This window comes from Actinomadura sp. (assembly GCF_044508335.1).
Classification (GTDB): domain Bacteria; phylum Actinomycetota; class Actinomycetes; order Streptosporangiales; family Streptosporangiaceae; genus Spirillospora.
This window is the reverse complement of record NZ_JBIQHY010000091.1, coordinates 2,335-19,313: the sequence shown is the minus strand read 5'-3', so window position 1 is coordinate 19,313 and position 16,979 is coordinate 2,335. Positions and strand designations below refer to the sequence as shown.

Here is a 16,979-nt window from a genome sequence, read left to right as displayed (position 1 = left end):
CCGTCCTCATCCGTCCCCCTCGCGGCGCCGCAGCCACCGGTCGATCAGCTCGCGCTGCTCCTTGGCCGACAGCCCCTCCACCGCCAGGGAATCGTCGCCCTCGACCAGTTCGACTTTCCGCGCCTCGGTCCGCTTGCGCCATTCCGCGACGAGGCCGACCAGCGCGCGCAATGCCGCCCGGGAGAAGACGCCGCTGACGATGAGCGTCCCGATCGCGGCCACGGTGGCGCTTTTTGCGCCCTCCGGCGATTCCTCCTCGGGGCGCTCGACCTCCGTCACGGAATCGAGCAGAAGAAGCTCTTCCTCCAGACTGCGGGTCAGCTCGTCGAGTTCCTGGAGATCGTCGCCCTCGATGATCACTGAGATACGGGTCGCCCGCACGATCCTCACCCCGTCCGCTCGCCCCTCGGCCGCGCCTGCTCCGGCAGATTATCCACCCCGTTGAGAAACCTGCCACCGCTTCCGGACATGGGACGAGAGCCGCCCCCGGGCCTAGGGCGGCTCTCGCCGTTTCGGGTGTCAGGGAGCCCAGGGAGAGGTGACGGCCCAGGTGACGTCGGCCGCCCAGTTCGCGGACGCGTCGAAGTCGTGGGAGCCGCCGTTGCTCGCGATGTAGACGGTGTCGTTGTAATGCCGGATGAACCGGTCGGGGTAGTTGTAGGAGGCGAAGGACGTCCCGCTGCCGCTCTTTCCGGGCTGCGGGCAGAACGTGGCGTCGGCGCGGAAGATCGCGGACCCGTCCATCGGCTGCCGGTAGAGCTGGTAGTTGAAGTGCCGCAGGAAGTCACCCGGGTAGTTGCGGGACTCGAACGACACGCAGGAGTCGTCCGCCAGCCCACGGCGCACGATCCATGATCCGTCGTTCTTGTCGAGCGACGAACTGCCGGACGAGATCACCGAGGTCACGGCGTTGTCGTTCTGGTGGCGGATGTACCGCGTGGTGCAGCAGGCCGTCGTCGCGCGCAGCGAGATCGTCGAGCCCGGCGTCAGGCCGCCCGCCGGGACGGGACTCGGCGCCCCGTATCCGACCGACACGATGTTGGCCTGGACGGCGTTCTCCGCCGCGTCGCTGGGCAGCCCCGAGGTCATCACGCCCTCGAAGAAGTTGCCGACGGCGCTGTTGCTGTTGTCGCCGCCGATGCCGAGGATGATCGCGCCCTCCTTGTGCATCGGCGAATACCCCGGCCGCGACGTCGGCAGCGGCCCCGAATAGCGCGTGGACAGCCCGCCGGACTGGGCGTTGCCGTCCTTGATGGCGAAGAAGTTCGTCCCGTTGTTCTTCAGCGTCGCCGTCACGAACGGGTTCCGGCTGCCGGTGTTGCCGGTGTTCTCACTGCCGCCGTTGGCCGACTGGAACAGGCCGTTCTCCAGGTCGGCCATCACCCATGGACCCGAGCCGTGGCACGGCGAGAACCAGCACAGGGTGCCGAAGTAGATGGCGTCCATGTGGCCGTTGCCGTTGTCCAGGTTGTTGGTCTCGGCGTTGCCGTAGTCGAAGCAGCAGCCGCTGTTGAAGTGCGTCGCGGAGGTGACCATGTACATCCCCTCCGGCTGGCTGCCGGTCGCCACGCCCGACGTCGAGTTGTCGCGGTAGCCCATGCGCCCGGAGAACGACGCGCCGTACACCGTGCGGCCGCCCGCGGTGACCGGCAGCGCGTCCGCCGGCACGGGGTCGTCCTGGCCGCCGACGCCGCCCGGAGGCGCGGGGGTCAGATCGTTGTGGCGGGACGTCTGGTCGTAGATGACCGAGATGACGCAGGTGGTGCCGGCGCAGAACGAGTCCTGCGCCCCGGCGTCGGCGTACCCGCCGGCCGAGAGGACGCCGATGTCGCGCGTCCGCCCGTCCGACGCCCGGCGCACCTGGTACAGGCGGCCGCCGTACGAGCCGAACAGCGCCCGCGTCGTACTGTGCGCCGCGACGCACGGCGTCCCGGCGGAGCCGTAGATGTCGCACGGCAGCGGCCCCGCCGCCAGCGACCGCCCCGGCATGCCGGCCACGAGGCCGAGCGCGGCGATCACCGCGGCGAACAGCGCCGTCCTTTTCCATTGCGCTAGCCGTAACCGAACCGCCATGGGAGCTGTCCTTTCTGCTGCCGACTCCTATTACGGGCGGGGGACGGCACAAGTTAGCGCTCACAAGTCGACCAAGAGCCGTCACATGCGACCCTCGCGACCTGCGATGTCTTTCTGAAGCCTAGAATGTTATCGCTAACATGAACCGGCCGAGGCAGCCCTCCCTCATAGGGTCGTGGTTTCAGGGCGGTGCTGCGAGCACATAACATTCCGCGGACGCTGTCAAGCCCCAATTGCAAGGGCCCGCGGAGGACTACCTCACCCGGGCGACCGCGCAGTACGTGTAAGCCTCCGCCGGAGTGGGCCGCGGCTGGACCTCGTCCTCGGCCCGCCATTCGGCCACTGACACGATCCCGGGCTCGACCAGCTCCATGCCCTCGAAGAACCGCGTGAACTCCGCCTCGCTGCGCCCGAAGAACGGCCCGTACCGCCCCGCGGCGATCGCGGCCGCCTCCTCCTCGGTCAGGAAGTCGTTGGTGGCGTGCGACATGACGAGATAGCTGCCCGCCGGCAGCGCATCGACCAGCCGGGCGACGATCCCGTACGGGTCGTACTCGTCCGACACGAAATGCAGCACCGCGGTGAGGACGAGCGCTATGGGCCGGGAGAAGTCGAGCGTCCGCAGGAGCTCCGGATGATCCAGTATCTTCCCGGGTTCGCGCACGTCGGCGTCGATGTAGGCGGTGACGGAGTCGGGGCCGCTGGTGAGCAGGGCACGCGCGTGCACGAGCACGATCGGGTCGTTGTCGACGTACACCACGCGCACCTCGGGCACGGCCTCCTGCGCGATCTCGTGCACGTTGGGACTGGTGGGAATGCCCGTGCCGATGTCGAGGAACTGGTCGATCCCCACCTCATTCGCCAGGTAGGACACCGCCCGGCGCATGAACCGCCGGTTCTCGATGACCGCCGTCCGCACGGTGGGGAACGCGGCGGCGATCGCGTCCCCTGACTCCCGGTCGGCCGCGAAGTTGTCCTTCCCGCCGAGCCAGTAGTTCTGCCGCCGCGCCGGATGCGCCACCGTCGTATCGATCCGCGCCGACAGTTCAGCGCTCTCGTCCAGCTCGCTCACCAAGACACCTCCACCCTCCGACCACCCCCGAAGTGCCCACCCAATGGTAGACCTCGGCCCCTTCCCCCCGACGCCGATCGCCCCAGGACCGCGTGAGCCAGAGAATCCCCCGGGCCGGCCCAGCACGATGCGTCGCCACGACCAATGCCTGGACGCTGGATCAAAGACGGTGCAAGCCCGACCCACCGCAGCCCCGCCTTAATTAGCGGGCTTTCGTGAGCTGCCCGGACGGGCCTGGCCGAACGGTGGCGCGGCTGAACGGCGGTCGCAGTTCCAGCTAACCCACTGAGGCTGGACTCCCAAGAAGCCCCCGAGGCCCAGCAGGAAGTGGCGCCCCTTGGGGGGCCTGGGGGGAGCCCCCCAGATCGGGGGGCATGGGGGGTCGCCCCCCAAAAGAAATAAGGCCCCCGGGAAGTAACCCCGAAGGGGCTACGAACATAGGAGGCCCGAGTGCGCCGTCAGGGACTTGAACCCCGAACCCGCGGATTAAGAGTCCGCTGCTCTGCCAATTGAGCTAACGGCGCGTGTCTGGTGGGCCTTGGCCTTGGCCGGGGCCCTCGCGACAGGAAGAACAGTACCAGGGGCTGCGGAGCAGTGCGAATCGGTTTAGTCCTGGGCGGGGAGGACGCTGACCATGCCGCGCCAGAGGGCGATGGCGGTGGCGCGGGAGCTGACGCCGAGCTTTGCGTAGATGCGGTTGACGTGGTTCTTGACGGTCTTCTCGGACAGGAAGAGCTGGCGGGCGATCTCGCCGTTGGAGCGTCCGGTGGCGATGAGGTCCATGACCTCGGATTCGCGGGCGGACAGGCCGAGGGTGGTGCGGGAGGCGGCGCGGACGCCGCGGATGAGGTCGGGGGCGGTGAAGGCGCCGGGGACGAGGTGGCCGCAGGCGCCGGCGCGCAGCGCGGTCTCGACGGCGGGCTGGTCGCCGGAGTGGAGGAAGACGCGGGAGGCGGCGCTGAGGGCGGCCGCGTGGGCGGCGGAGGCCGCGTCGAGCAGGACGATGTCGGGCCGCAGGCGCTCCGCGAGGGTGCGGGCGGCTTGGGGGTCGGGGGTGTCGGCGACGACCTGGAGTTCGTCGCTGGCGTTCAGGAGGGAGATCACGTCCGCGCGGACCTGGGGGTCGGCGTCCACGACGAGGACGCGCAGCGGGGCCGTCTCATCGACACTCATCCGTTGCCCTTGGCGTGTCGTTGACATTTATAGGGACGGAGCATAACGGGACGATCTTCAAGAGTCGATGGACCGCGCCGCACACGGCGAAGGCCCCGGCTGGACGGCCGGGGCCTCGGAGCTGGGGTGAGTGAGGGGACTTGAACCCCCGACATCTTGGACCACAACCAAGTGCTCTGCCAGCTGAGCTACACCCACCGTGGCCGGGAGCGCGTCCCGGCTCCAAGTAGTGTAGCGGCTCCGGGAGGGTGGGTCAGCCGGAGGAGACCTTGGCGGCGATGGAGCGCGCCGTCTCGGAGTCGGGGCCGGGCTGCGGGACGAACACGGCGGCGCGGTAGTAGCGGAGCTCCTGGATGCTCTCGGTGATGTCGGCGAGGGCGCGGTGGCCGCCCTTCTTCTCCGGGCTCGCGAAGTACACGCGCGGGTACCAGCGGCGGGCCAGTTCCTTGATGGAGGAGACGTCCACCATGCGGTAGTGGAGGTGGGCGTCGAGGGCCGGCATGTCGCGTGCCAGGAAGGACCGGTCTGTGGCGATGGAGTTGCCGCACAGCGGCGCCTTCTTGGCGTCCTTCACATGGGAACGGACGTAGCCGAGGACGGTGTCCTCGGCCTCGGCGAGGGTGACGCCGCTCGGGAGGGCCTCCAGTAGCCCGGAGGTCGTGTGCATGTCCCGGACGACTTTGGTCATGCGGGTCACGGTCTCCGGGGGCGGCTTGATGACGACGTCCACGCCCTCGTCGAGGATGTTGAGTTCACTGTCGGTGACCAGGGCGGCTATCTCGATCAGCGCGTCATTCCGCAGGTCGAGTCCTGTCATCTCGCAGTCGATCCAGACCAGCCGCTCGTTCATGGGATTCACCCTACGGCCATGAACGACTGCGCGGGGCGTCGAGCCCGCGGAATTAGGAGGTCACGCGCTGGGCGATATGTCCCGGAATGGGAATGCCGGGGCGGAGTTGCGGGTCGGGGGACGGCTCGCCGAACGTCTGGGCGACGGGGAGGACGCCGGCCCAGGTGTCCGTGGCGTAGTCCTCTTCCGCGTCCGACGGAGGGGCCTGGCGGATCTTGACCGACGCCTCGTCCAGGGAGAGGGCGATCACGGAGGTCGCGGCGAGTTCCTTCCGGTTGGGCTTGCGCGTCGCGTCCCACTGGCCGCGGACGAGGTGCTCGACGATGGCGCGGAGGCCGGTCTGCTTCTCGTCCGGGTCGGTGAGGAGCCGGGGCGTCCCGTAGATGACGGCGCTGCGGTAGTTGACCGAGTGGTGGAACACGGACCGGGCGAGGACGAGGCCGTCCAGGTGGGTGACGGTGACGCAGATGTCCTGGGACGGGGCCGCCATGAGGCTGCTCGCGCCGGTGGAGCCGTGCACGTAGAGGGTGTCGTCCAGGCGGCCGTAGCAGGTGGGCAGGACGCGCGGCGAGCCGTTCACGACGACGCCGAGGTGGCAGATCATGCCGGCGTCCAGGACCTCGTAGAGGGCGGCCCGGTCCGTGCCGCCGCGTTCCGGATGCCTGGTGAGACGGGTGCGGGAGGTCGATGAGAGTGCGTTCATGTCCGTCTACGCTAGGAGGCGAGTGGCCTGGTCGGTATGGCCACTTGGCGCGCAAAGCCGGAGACCACTTTGTCGATCGATCTGCCTCTCGTCGTTGACCGGGACGCCGGGGAGCCGATGAGCGCTCAGCTCGTCGGCCAGCTCCGCGACGCGATGACGGAGGGACGCCTCGCCGCGGGAGAGCGGCTCCCCTCCAGCAGGGCGCTGGGCAAGCTGCTGGGCGTCAGCCGCACGGTGGTGACGGAGGCTTACGAGCAGCTCTACGCGGAGGGCTGGCTGGAAGGGCGCCACGGTTCCGGGACGTATGTGACCGAAGGCGTGGCCGCCGCGCCTGTGCCCAGGCCGCAAGAACCGACCACGAGACCGGCTCCGAGGGCGACCCAAAATGAGATCGACCTGAGGGCGGGTGCCGCCTGGACCGGGGCCCTCGACACACCGGCTTGGCGCCGAGCATGGCGTCTTGCCGCGGGCAGGCCGCCTCAGCAGCGCCAAGACCCGCACGGCCTGCCGGGCTTGCGCGAGGCACTCGCCGACTACCTCAGGCGTAGCCGCGGCGTGCGCTGCCCTGTGGACGGGCTGCTCGTCACACGGGGTGCGACGAACGGGCTCGATCTGCTTGCCGCGACCGTACTTCGCCCTGGCGACCGCGTCGGGGTGGAGGACCCGGGCTATGGGAAGGCGCGCATCGTCCTAGAGGGACGTGGTGCGGAGCTCGTGCCGTGCCCTGTGGACGAGCACGGCCTCATCGTCGACGGCCTGCCCGACGATCTGCGCCTCGTCTACACGACGCCGTCGCACCAGTACCCGATGGGCGGCGTGCTGCCCGTCCCGCGCCGGCGGGCCCTGCTGGCCTGGGCGAGGCGCAACGGGGCGCTCATCGCCGAGGACGACTACGACGGCGAGTTCCGGTTCGACGTCGCGCCCCTGCCCGCCCTGTACGGGCTCGACCCGGACGTGGTGGTCTACCTCGGCACCACGGCGAAGATCCTCACCACGGACATGGGCGTCGGCTGGCTGGCGGGCCGTCCCGACCTGGTGGAGAAGGTGGCGGCGCGCCGGATGGAGCTGAACGACCGCACGGCCATCGTCCCGCAGGACGCGCTGCGCATCCTCCTGGAACGGGGTGATCTCGACCGGTATGTCCGCAGGATGCGCGCCGAGTACGCGCGGCGCCGCGAGGTGGTCGTCCGCGCGCTGGACGGCCTCGCGCTGCGCGGCGACACCGCGGGGCTGCATCTGGTGGTGGACGTCCCGCAAGGCGAGGCGCGCCGCGTCGCGGCCGAAGCCGCCGAACGGGGCGTCCTGGTGGAGACCCTGGAGCGCTACTGCACGGAACCGGGGCGGGCCTCCGGGCTGTTGATCGGCTACGGCTCCGCCGCGACCGCGAGCGAGCTGCGCAAGGGATGCGAGATCATCCGGGCGCTGAGCGGCAGGCCCTGAACTCAGTTCGACATGGCGGACTGGCCGACCGGCACGGGCTCCGAGGCGGGGCGCAGCGGCGGGTCGCCCTGCGGCGGCCGGACGGGGTCGGGCGTGCGCGGCCGCGGCGGCAGCAGCCGGCTCCCGCCCGGCGCGCTGGGCGCGCGCGGCTTCGGGATGGGCGTCACCGGGGTGTCCGGCCCGGTGATCCGCCGGATGTCGATGCCGCCCGGATCGGGCCGGTCGAGCGTCGGCACCTGCGAGGCGCCGTAGTGCCCGCCGCGCGCCCACTCCTTGCGGCTGCGGCTCGCGTGGTACGACTGCGGCGACGGCAGCGGGGGGCCGGCGGGCCAGCGGCGCGCGACGCCCCACGCGTCCAGCCACTGGACGAGCGCGTCGAGGCCGGTGAGCAGAGATGCGGTGAACGGGGTCCGGGACTGGCCGACCACCATGATCTGCGCGCAGACGCGGCCCTCCCGGCCGACGCGGTCGCCGAGGAGCAGGGCCGCGCGGGTGATCGGGAGGAGCTGGACGATCTCGCCGGTGCCGGGATGCCACACCAGGTGCGCCGGCCGGCCCTCCTTGACGAGGTCGGCGGCCACCGAGCGCGCGGAGACGATGCGCGGATCGTGCTCGCCGGCGCACCAGACGGCGCGGGGAGCACCTCCCCGCAACGCTCCGCCGTCGTGTCGTGCCGGCATGCGTCCGGCTCCCGGCAGCCATGCGTCTGCCACGGTGCGTCCCCCCCAATCGGGCGGTCTAGTCCCGAATGGTCTAGTCCTCTTCTCTTAGCCCAGCGGGACTCATAAGTCCAGCCTGCCGTCTCATGGGCCGGGATGACGGCGGTCGACATCCGTACCTGGGGGAGGCCCCGCGCGCTCGGGTGTCGTCGCTGAGGCGTACCCCCGGTGTCCAAAGATTCCACCTTGAGGCACCTTTTTCTCCAGAGACTCTCGGTGAAATACCCGTCCAGGGACGGAAGCCGCACCGTTCGGCCAGGTCAGCCGGGATGCTGAAGGCCAGGTGAAGCCTTCCTGCAAGTCGGCCGGAAGTGGCCGACAACGGATCGCGCGTATACGCGTCGTCGCGCGCGTGGCGGCGTCCGGGTACCGGGGTGGGGTTCACAGCCCGGACCGAGCAGCGTTCTAATAGGTCGTCATGACCGTTGACGCAGAACTGCCGGCCGGGGTCCCCGGCATCGACGTCCCCCGCCTCGCGGCCTGGCTGTCCCGCGAGGTGCCCGGTGCGGGGCGGATCACCGCGATCGACCTGATCGCGGGCGGGCGTTCGAACCTGACGTACGGGATCACCCTGGACGGCGGCCGCCGCGTCGTGCTGCGCCGGCCCCCGCTCGGGCACGTCCTCCCGACGGCCCACGACATGGGGCGCGAGTACCGGGTGCTGTCCGCCCTCGGCGGCGGGACGGACGTGCCGGTGCCGAAGACGCTGGCGTTCTGCGACGACGAGGACGTCATCGGCGCCCGCTTCTACGTCATGGACTTCGTCGACGGCCGCGTCCTGCGCACCCGGGAGGACGCCGAGGACATGACGCCCGAGCAGGCCCGCGGCCTGTCCGCGGCGCTCGTGGAGGCGCTCGCGGCGATCCACACCGTCGACGTGGACGCCGTCGGGCTGGCGGACTTCGGGCGGCCCAACGGCTACATGGAGCGGCAGCTCAAGCGCTGGGGCAAGCAGTGGGACAGCTCGCAGGAGGCGATCCGGGCCACCGGGACGGCCCGCGACCTCCCCGAGTACGACCGGCTCGCCGCCCGGCTCGCCGAGCGCCTGCCGGCGGACGCCCCCGCCCGGCTCGTCCACGGCGACTTCCGGCTCGACAACGCCCTCGTCCGGCTGGAGCCGCGCCCCGAGATCGCGGCCGTCGTCGACTGGGAGATGTCGACGCTGGGCGACCCGTTCTCCGACCTCGGCCTGACCCTGGTGTACTGGGCCGAGGCCGCCGACGCCGAGGAACTGCCCGTCGGCGCGACGATCACCTCGGCGCCCGGCTTCTACACGCGCCGCGAGTTCACCGACCGGTACGCGTCCCTGACCGGGTTCGACCTCGCCGACCTCGACTTCTACGTCGCGTTCGCCTGCTTCAAGCTGGCGGTCATCCTGGAGGGCATCCACGCCCGCTTCCTGCAGAACGCGACCGTCGGCGAGGGCTTCGACCAGATCGGCGGCGGCGTCCCCATCCTCCTGGAGCGCGCCCACCGCACCCTGGACACCGGCTCCATCTCCTGACGCGCCGCGGCCGCGCCGGGCGGGCGCGCGCCCGCCGGGCGCAGCCGCGGCCCCGTCAGCAGTAGAAGACGCGGGCGGATCCGCCGGGCGCGACCGACACCGATCCGCTTCTGCGCCCGAAGCAGATGACGTTCGTCCGGGACACGGTCACGCGCGCCGTCTCGCCGGAGGACAGGTGGCCGTTTCCGCTCGCGCTCAGCTCGCCGGACGTCCCGGTCACGCGCCAGTTCACCGCCCCGCCGACGGCGGTGATGGTGATGGTGCACGACGCGTCGTTGCCCATGCTGCATCCCTGCACGGACAGCCTGCCCGCCTTCGGCGGCTCCGGAGCCTTCGTCGTCGGCGGGGCCGGGGCCTTGGTCGTCGGCGTCTTCGACGGGGTCTTGGACGGCGACGGCGACTTCGACGGCGACTCCGACTCGGTCGGGGACGGCGAGGTGACCGTGGGGGACGGGTCGGTCGGCGTCGCCTCGGGCGCCCCGGAGTCGCCCGGCGAGCCGCTGTCGCCGGGCACCGCCGGGCCGGTCGCCGCGGCGTCCGTCCCCCCGTTCCCGCTGTGCAGCCAGGACCAGGCGCCGACGCACAGGACCGCCATCCCGACGGCCACGGCGACGGCCGCGAGGACCGGGCCGCGCCGCCGGGGCGACCGGTCGCGGGCGCGCGGCGCGGCCGGCTGGTAGGGCAGCGGCCAGCCGTACTCGTCGAACGGCTCGGTCCACGCGGCGATGGCGCGGCGATTCCCGGCCCGGTCCTCGGCGGTGGCGGCGGTCAGCACGTCCAGCCGCAGCTCGGCGGGGATCGCCGCGATCGGCAGGACGGACAGCAGCCGGTCCGGCGGCAGCGCCGGCGTCTCCCGCTCCTCGCACACCGGGCAGCTCGCCACGTGCCGGACGAGCGAGGCCGCGGTCTGCGGCGTCAGCGGCCACGACTCGGTCAGCGCCGCGACGCTCGGGCAGTCCTTCCAGTGGTTCTGCGCGATGAGGGCGGCGCGCAGCGCGGCGGCGAGGTCCTCGCGGGCCTTCTGGACCAGCGCGAGCGTCTCCTCCAGCGGGATCCCGAAGACCCCGCACACGTCGACCTCGTCCAGCTCGTGCCGGACCGACAGGTCGATCGCCTCCCGCTGCCGGCCGTTGAGCGCGGCGAGCGCGCTGTGCGCGAGCAGCCGGCGCTCCTCCCGGCGGGCGAGCTGCTCGGGGGTCAGGTCGTCGTCGGCCTCCGGCGCCTCCTGCCCGATGTGCCGGTTCGGGCTGTCGCGGCGCCGCATGCACTCCTTGCGGGCGATCGCGTAGAGCCAGCCGCGCAGCCGGTCCGGCTCGGTCAGCCGGTGCACGTGCTCGCGGGCCGCGATGATGACGTTGCGGAGCGCGCCGGCCGCCTCCACCCGGTCGCGGAGCAGGCCGTGGCAGTAGTCGTAGAGGAACGGCGCGTACGTGTCGTACACCTCGGTCAGGGCGATGACGTCCCCGGCTCGCAGCGAGTCCGCCAGCCTCTGGTCGTCGTTCCGCCCGGGCCCTGGCTCACCGGCCACGGGAACCCTCCCAGTCCAAGTCGGTGGTGTTGTGGATCGTGCCCCCGGCGAGCCCCGACGCCTGTCGGTCGACTCTGGGTGCCTGATCTTGCCACCAAGTTGCTGGGATTTCTCCCTTATGAACGGATTCTGTGACGGCTTCGGTACGCCATGTGGCCATCTGTCCTAGTCGAAGGCCACCCGGTCATGTAAATGTGATCTAGCTCACGTTGAGGGTCAGCCGCCGCCGTTACCGCCGTCCCCGCCGCCTCCGGGCCCGCCGTCCGTCGGGCAGGACAGCGTCACGCCGCCGGTATTGCCGGTGGAGAAGCTGACCGTCCCGGTGCCGCCGGGCGGGGTGCAGGTGCCGCTCACCCGGACGAACGCGGTCTGCCCGCTGCGGAGCGTGCCGCCGCCGGTGGCCTGGAGGCCGTCGGACGCGCCCGTCACGGACCAGGTCACCGTCCCTCCCACGGCTCGCACCAGGATGGTGCAGGAGCCCGGCCCGGCGCCCCTGATCGTGCAGGAACCCACCGACAGGGTTCCGGTGGAGGGCTTCTGCGTGGTCGGGCGGGGCTGGGAGGAGCGGGTGGACGGCTTGCGGGTCGGGGTCGGCGTGGGAGTCGCGGACGTCGTCGTGGGGGTGGGCGTCGGGGTCTCGCTCAGCGTGGGCGTGGGCGAGTCCAGCGGGTCCTCGGACTCCGGCGGCGACGACGGGTCGAGCACCGACGCCGTCGCCCCGCCCGACGGGCCCTGCGCGCTCGTCCCGCCGCTGGGCGACCCCGACATCACGTAGAAGGCCCCCGCCACGATCACGACGACCGCCGCCGCGGCGGCGAGCGCCGGCCACAGCGCGCGTGGGCTGCGCCGTTCGGAGACGTCCTGCACGGACCCCCGGTCGGCCACGACGGGCCAGCCCCACTCGTCCAGCGGCTCGGCCCGGTGCGCGATGTGCGCGAGGTCCGCGGCGAGCGCGGCGTCGGTGGCGGTGGCCATGACGTGCCCGCGCAGGTCGTTCGGCATCATCGCGACCGGCAGCACCTGCAGGAGCCGCGCCGCGGGCACCTCGCGGTCGCGCCGCGACCCGCAGGCGGGGCACGAGGCGACGTGCTGGACGAGCCTGCGCATGACCGGCGGCGGCGCCGGCCAGCCGCCCTCGTCCGCGATGGCGGCGATCTCGGGGCAGTCGCGGCGCCCGGTGCGGGCGATGTGGCAGGCCGCGATCGCCTCGTGCAGCCGGGCCTGCGCCGCGCGGGTCAGGTCGTCGGCCTCCTGCGCGCCGAGGCCGAGGACGCCGCCGACCTCGAAGGTGTCCAGGCCGTGCCGGAGCATGAGGTCGAGCGCCTCGCGCTCGCGCCCGCGCAGCGCCGACAGGCCGCTGTGCACGAGCCGGCGGGTCTCCTGCCGGCGGGCGAGCTCCGCGTCGTCCAGGAAGCCGTCCTCGACCTCGGGCGCCTCGTGCCGCTCGGCCGGCCGGTCGGGGTCGCGCAGCCGCCGCGTGCACTCGTTGCGCACGAGCGCGTACAGCCAGCCGCGGAACCGGTCGGGCTCGCGCAGGACGGGCACGTGCGCGTACGCGGCGATCAGGGCGTCGTGCAGCGCGCCGGCCGCCTGGTCCTGGTCGCGCAGCAGTGCGTGGCAGTAGTCGTACAGGCGGGCCGCGTAGCGGTCCATGACCTGGATGAGCGCGCTCGGATCGCCTGCGGCCAGGGATCGGGCCAGGCGTTCGTCGTCGGCGCGGTCGTAACTGGGCCAACCGGACACGAGGTCCTCCCGCGGGCAGTGTTCGTCTTCCGCGTCCGCGGCACTGGGGACCGTCCGGAAGATCCAAGAGGGGAGCGGTGCACTCGTCCGCCGCCGGTTCGCCCGGCGGTCGCATCCCCGTCTCGGGCTGGGGGAAAGTTGAGTCGGAGGCCCGACGGCCCCGCTCCCCGTCGGGCCTCCACACGTTTGACGATCGGCTGCTGCGCCCGGTTGACACCGAACCGCAGGAAAAAACAAGAACTACCTGACGCGTCCGTAAGATCACCGACTGCTGATCACTGGATCCGGCGGGACAGCATCTTGAGGAAGATCTTGGAGATCTCCTGCGGGGTCTGGGCGACCTGGACGTTGCCGTTGGTGGCCGCCGCGATCTGCTCCAGCTCGTTGCGGTCCACGCCCTTGCCGAACCCGATCATGTTGACCTGGATCGGCTTGTTCGGGTCCTGCATGGCCTTGAGCTGCTTCAGCGTCTCCTTCAGCGTGGGGCCGCCGTCGTCGTCGTTCTTGCCGTCCGTGAGCAGCAGGATCGAGTTGCCGAACTCCGGCTTGTAGGTCTCGTTCATCTTCTTGTACGCGGCCAGCATCGTCCGGTACAGCCCGGTGTCGCCGTTCGGCTTCGGCTTCATCGAGTTGAGCGTGGAGAGGACGAGGCCGCGCCGGGTGTTGGACCCGATCCGCTCGCCGAGCGGGCCGATCGGCACCGTGACCTTGTAGGGCAGGTCGCCGTTCATGTTCGTGGAGAACAGCCACTGGCCGAGCTCGGTGTCGTTGGACATCATGCTCAGCCCGCCCTGCGACACCTGCGCGATGGCCTGCAGCCGGTTGGTGTTCGGGCCGACCTTCTCCAGCATCGAGCCGGACACGTCGATCAGCGTCAGCATGCGCAGGCCGAGCGTCAGCTTCGACCACGCCTGCATGATCTTCGCGACGTCCTGGCTCTTCGGCGTGGGCAGCTGCCGCGGCTTGGCCGGGCTGACCCCGGCCGCCTGGTTGAAGCCGGACGGCGCCTTGCTGTCCGGGGTGCGGAAGCCGAGCGCGAGGACGTCCTTGCGGGTCGCCTCGGTGCTCATCGCCTTCTCCAGCAGCCTGGCCGCCTTCTGCTTGGCGGCGTCCTTGCTGGTGACGGTGAACGGGTAGTCCAGCGACAGCGTGCCCTCGATCGGGTACAGCGCCACCGCGGGCTCCGCCGGCTTCGTCTGGTTGTACTGGTACAGCGCCTGCTCGGACGACAGCGAGATCGGCTTCTTGCCGCCCTGGTCCTTGCGGAACGCCGCGAACTCCGCCTCCGTCGTGGGGACGGTGCTCTCCCGGACCGTCCGGACGATGCCGGTGAAGATCGAGTCGCGGTTGGGGTCGTTCGCCAGCAGCATGCTCGTCACCATGAGCGAGCCCATGCCGGCCGCGTTCTTCATCGGGTCGGGCACGACCAGCCGCACCGAGCCCGCCGGGATCATCTGGTTCTTCGTCACCGCGCCGCCCGCGGTGCCGCCGGCGGCCTTCAGCAGGTTGTCCCACGAGGGGCTCGCGGTGATGCCCTGCTTCTTCAGCTGGACGGCGAGCGACTGCGGCAGCCCCACGACGATCGGGCTCTTCGCGAGCGTCGTCTTGGTGGAGATGACGCCGCCCTTGTCATCGCCCTTGGCGCCGGCCTGGGCCAGCGAGATCCACAGGGACGAGTCGGGGATCCACACGTCAGGGCGCTCGTTGGACCCGCTCGCCAGGGCCTGCCCGGACAGCATGGGGGTCACCGACGCCGGCTCGACCTTCTTCACCGTCGCCTTGACGCACTTGCCGTCGACCTTCTCCTTGCCGTCGTTGAAGCGCCCGGCGGCCTTCTCCACGACCGGCGCGATGTCCGGCGCCGCCGCGACCGACAGGTTCAGCGCGTCGTCGCCGGAGCAGCCGCCGCCGCTCTCGGCGAACGCGTAGACGCCGACGCCGAGCAGCAGCGCGAGGCCCACGGCCCCGGCCATCGGCCCGATCAGCGCGGTCGCGCTGCGCTTGCGCTTGCGGCGCCCGTACTCGTAGCCGCTGGAGCCGCTGTCGTAGCCGCCGGACCCGCTGTCGTAGCCGCCCGATCCGCCGCCGTAGCCGCCGGAACCGCCCGAACCTCCCGAGCCGCCGGAACCTCCCGAGCCGCCGGACCCGCCGAAGAACCCCGACGGGCCGCCGTCGGAACGGCTGATCGAGTCGTACTCGCTGTACCCGGTGCCGGCGAGCGGCGAGGACTCCGGCGGCGGGCCCTGCGGGGACGACTGGCGCGGCTCGCCCTGCGGGTACCCGCCGGACCGCCCGAGCCCGTAGCCGCCCGCGTCGGACGCACCGCCGAACCCGCCGGAGCCGTAGACCCGCTCCTCGGACGACTGCCGCGGGGTGAACCACTCCGGCGTCTCGCCGGACGCGCCGGGCGGCGCGCCCTGCGGTCCCGCCGGGGGCTGGTTGAGCGGGCGGGACTGCCCGTCCCGCGCCCCGAACCAGTCCGACGACCCGTCGTTGGCCGGACCGAAGACGGGCCTGGACGGGTCGTAGCCGCCGTCCATCCCTTCGGGGAAGTCATTGCGATGACGTCCGCTCATGGCCTGCCCTCGATTCACCAGAAACCCGCCGATGTTCCCCGGCACTGTAGTAGTACGAACCAGAGGTTACAAAGAACTCAAAACTGATAATGACGCAGGTCATCACCGTATGTCCCGACGAACCTGGCATTGCCCCTGGCCGTCACGGACTGTCGCCAACGCGGTACGGATCGGCGCGATCGCCGGTTCAAGACCGGCCGAATCCGGCCGCGCCGGGCGGCAGACTTGGGGACATGGCCCACCTCGTCCCCGTCTCGGACCCTGCCGACCCGCGCATCACAGACTACGTGCGCCTGCGGGATGTGAACCTCCGCAAGAGCCTGGAGGCCGAGCACGGCCTGTTCATCGCCGAGGGCGAGAAGGTGATCCGCCGCGCCGTCGCCGCAGGTCACCCCGTCCGCTCCCTCCTCATGGCGCGCCGCTGGGCCGACCCCCTCGCCGACGTCCTGTCCGGCGTGGAGGCGCCGGTCTACGTCGCGGACGACGCCACCATGGAGTCGATCACCGGCTTCCAGGTGCACCGCGGCGCCCTGGCGTCCCTCGAACGCCTCCCCCTGCCGGCCATCGAGGACCTCCTGAGCGGGGCCTTCCGCGCTGCGCCCGGCGCGGACGGGGCCGCGCGGCGGACGCCGCCGAGCCGCGTCCTCGTCCTGGAAGACCTGGTGGACCACGCGAACGTCGGTTCCATTTACAGGTGCGCAGCCGCGCTGGGCATCGACGCGATCATCCTGTCCCCGCGGTGCGCCGACCCCCTCTACCGCCGCGCGGTGAAGGTCTCGATGGGCGCGGTGTTCGCGATCCCGTACGCCCGGATGGCCAACTGGCACGATGACCTGGCCGAACTGCGCTCCGCGGGCTTCACCCTCCTGGCGCTGACCCCCGACCGGAAGGCCGCGCCCCTCGACGAGGTGCCGATGGGCGCCCGCACCGCCCTCATGCTGGGCTCCGAGGGCGACGGCCTCTCGTCCCACTGGCTGGACGAGGCCGATCAGGCGGTCCGCATCCCGATGAGCGAGGACGCGATGGCCGCCGGTGTCGACTCACTCAACGTCACCGCGGCCGCCGCCATCGCCTGCCACACCCTCCTCCGGCGATAGCGGGCGGCGGCCGGAATGGCGCTGAGGACGGAGTGTTCGGAGGCGGGATGACCGGCGGGATGATGAATCGAGTCGTGCACGACTCGGCGGCGGTCGAATTGAGCCGCATCGGGCGGTTGCCGAAGATTTCGCGCCAAGGCCCGGCGGCAACATATTCGGCATATGGTGTTGCGTTCCTGGGTGCAGGCGTTCATTGTCGGTAATGCCCGCCGGGATGGGGCGAGGGTGCGAATTCGAGGAATTGCCCCCGTTCTTTGGGCCTGGACATACTGGCGTCCAGGTCGTGGGGTGGCCTTCTCCTGCGGGGACGTGGACTCGGTGTTGAAAGGCTTGAAAATAGGGATTGCGAACTCTCGCTGTGCGCGTACGAGTTCCCAGTGCGGGCTATGCCGGTGCCACGGTGTACCGTCGGCGGTTTGTTCCTATGCGGTTGGCGCCGGGGCGTTATACAAAAGGCGCGGCGGCTGTGCCGCACAATCCGGGTGCTCGGCTTCTGACTGG

General features: G+C 71.3%; 13 protein-coding genes and 2 tRNA genes. 3 read left to right on the top strand and 12 right to left on the bottom strand.

Annotated features, from left to right (window positions below; translation table 11 throughout):
- Positions 1 to 6: 6 nt before the first annotated feature.
- From ACIWVC_RS25470 to ACIWVC_RS25435, 8 genes are all read right to left on the bottom strand, one after another.
- A complete protein-coding gene (locus ACIWVC_RS25470; RefSeq protein ID WP_396450201.1) occupies positions 7 to 360 on the bottom strand; it encodes a hypothetical protein in 354 nt (117 codons plus the stop codon).
- A 159-nt stretch (positions 361 to 519) separates the two neighbouring features.
- Complete coding sequence (locus tag ACIWVC_RS25465) at positions 520 to 2,073, bottom strand: alpha-L-arabinofuranosidase B (RefSeq protein WP_396450199.1); 1,554 nt, start codon at positions 2,071 to 2,073, stop codon at positions 520 to 522.
- Positions 2,074 to 2,326: 253 nt separating this feature from the next.
- Entirely contained in the window at positions 2,327 to 3,145 is an 819-nt protein-coding gene (locus ACIWVC_RS25460) for an SAM-dependent methyltransferase (RefSeq protein ID WP_396450197.1), read from the bottom strand.
- A 451-nt stretch (positions 3,146 to 3,596) separates the two neighbouring features.
- Positions 3,597 to 3,669: transfer RNA gene (locus ACIWVC_RS25455), tRNA-Lys, on the bottom strand.
- 82 nt (positions 3,670 to 3,751) lie between these two features.
- Complete coding sequence (locus ACIWVC_RS25450) at positions 3,752 to 4,318, bottom strand: response regulator transcription factor (RefSeq protein WP_396450195.1); 567 nt, start codon at positions 4,316 to 4,318, stop codon at positions 3,752 to 3,754.
- Positions 4,319 to 4,440: 122 nt separating this feature from the next.
- Positions 4,441 to 4,516: transfer RNA gene (locus ACIWVC_RS25445), tRNA-His, on the bottom strand.
- A 55-nt stretch (positions 4,517 to 4,571) separates the two neighbouring features.
- Positions 4,572 to 5,168, bottom strand: a complete 597-nt coding sequence (gene orn / locus ACIWVC_RS25440) for an oligoribonuclease (protein ID WP_396450193.1) — start codon at positions 5,166 to 5,168, stop codon at positions 4,572 to 4,574.
- A gap of 52 nt (positions 5,169 to 5,220) precedes the next feature.
- Entirely contained in the window at positions 5,221 to 5,871 is a 651-nt protein-coding gene (locus ACIWVC_RS25435) for a pyridoxamine 5'-phosphate oxidase family protein (protein WP_396450191.1), read from the bottom strand.
- Between the two features lie 36 nt (positions 5,872 to 5,907).
- Between ACIWVC_RS25435 and ACIWVC_RS25430 the strand changes: the two genes are divergently transcribed.
- Positions 5,908 to 7,311 (top strand): PLP-dependent aminotransferase family protein, encoded by a 1,404-nt coding sequence (locus ACIWVC_RS25430; RefSeq protein ID WP_396450190.1) that lies wholly within the window; start codon positions 5,908 to 5,910, stop codon positions 7,309 to 7,311.
- Between the two features lie 2 nt (positions 7,312 to 7,313).
- Here the strand turns inward: ACIWVC_RS25430 and ACIWVC_RS25425 are convergent, their stop codons facing one another.
- Positions 7,314 to 7,991 carry a hypothetical protein gene (locus tag ACIWVC_RS25425; RefSeq protein WP_396450188.1) on the bottom strand — a complete coding sequence of 226 codons (678 nt, stop codon included), beginning with the start codon at positions 7,989 to 7,991 and terminating at the stop codon, positions 7,314 to 7,316.
- A 457-nt stretch (positions 7,992 to 8,448) separates the two neighbouring features.
- Here ACIWVC_RS25425 and ACIWVC_RS25420 point away from each other — a divergent pair, with 457 nt between their 5' ends.
- Positions 8,449 to 9,534, top strand: coding sequence for a phosphotransferase family protein (locus ACIWVC_RS25420; protein WP_396450186.1), 1,086 nt, complete (start codon positions 8,449 to 8,451; stop codon positions 9,532 to 9,534).
- 55 nt (positions 9,535 to 9,589) lie between these two features.
- On the opposite strand, the gene ACIWVC_RS25415 is transcribed toward ACIWVC_RS25420, so the two are convergent.
- The 3 genes from ACIWVC_RS25415 to ACIWVC_RS25405 all read right to left on the bottom strand — a co-directional run bounded on the left by ACIWVC_RS25415 (position 9,590) and on the right by ACIWVC_RS25405 (position 15,381).
- Complete coding sequence (locus tag ACIWVC_RS25415) at positions 9,590 to 11,062, bottom strand: RNA polymerase sigma factor (protein WP_396450185.1); 1,473 nt, start codon at positions 11,060 to 11,062, stop codon at positions 9,590 to 9,592.
- Between the two features lie 216 nt (positions 11,063 to 11,278).
- Positions 11,279 to 12,805, bottom strand: coding sequence for an RNA polymerase sigma factor (locus tag ACIWVC_RS25410; protein ID WP_396454657.1), 1,527 nt, complete (start codon positions 12,803 to 12,805; stop codon positions 11,279 to 11,281).
- A 275-nt stretch (positions 12,806 to 13,080) separates the two neighbouring features.
- Positions 13,081 to 15,381: a substrate-binding domain-containing protein gene (locus tag ACIWVC_RS25405; RefSeq protein WP_396450182.1), complete on the bottom strand. Its 2,301-nt coding sequence runs from the start codon at positions 15,379 to 15,381 to the stop codon at positions 13,081 to 13,083.
- Between the two features lie 233 nt (positions 15,382 to 15,614).
- Here ACIWVC_RS25405 and ACIWVC_RS25400 point away from each other — a divergent pair, with 233 nt between their 5' ends.
- The gene (locus ACIWVC_RS25400; protein ID WP_396454656.1) at positions 15,615 to 16,478 is read left to right on the top strand and encodes a TrmH family RNA methyltransferase; all 864 of its coding nucleotides are present in this window, start codon (positions 15,615 to 15,617) and stop codon (positions 16,476 to 16,478) included.
- Positions 16,479 to 16,979 lie beyond the last annotated feature (501 nt).

Coding starts and splice junctions, on each gene's coding strand:
- ACIWVC_RS25465 (WP_396450199.1), bottom strand. CDS start 2,073: ATGGCGGTTCGGTTACGGCTAGCGCAATGGAAAAGGACGGCGCTGTTC.
- ACIWVC_RS25450 (WP_396450195.1), bottom strand. CDS start 4,318: ATGAGTGTCGATGAGACGGCCCCGCTGCGCGTCCTCGTCGTGGACGCC.
- orn (WP_396450193.1), bottom strand. CDS start 5,168: ATGAACGAGCGGCTGGTCTGGATCGACTGCGAGATGACAGGACTCGAC.
- ACIWVC_RS25435 (WP_396450191.1), bottom strand. CDS start 5,871: ATGAACGCACTCTCATCGACCTCCCGCACCCGTCTCACCAGGCATCCG.
- ACIWVC_RS25430 (WP_396450190.1), top strand. CDS start 5,908: ATGGCCACTTGGCGCGCAAAGCCGGAGACCACTTTGTCGATCGATCTG.
- ACIWVC_RS25425 (WP_396450188.1), bottom strand. CDS start 7,991: ATGCCGGCACGACACGACGGCGGAGCGTTGCGGGGAGGTGCTCCCCGC.
- ACIWVC_RS25420 (WP_396450186.1), top strand. CDS start 8,449: ATGACCGTTGACGCAGAACTGCCGGCCGGGGTCCCCGGCATCGACGTC.
- ACIWVC_RS25405 (WP_396450182.1), bottom strand. CDS start 15,381: ATGAGCGGACGTCATCGCAATGACTTCCCCGAAGGGATGGACGGCGGC.
- ACIWVC_RS25400 (WP_396454656.1), top strand. CDS start 15,615: ATGGCCCACCTCGTCCCCGTCTCGGACCCTGCCGACCCGCGCATCACA.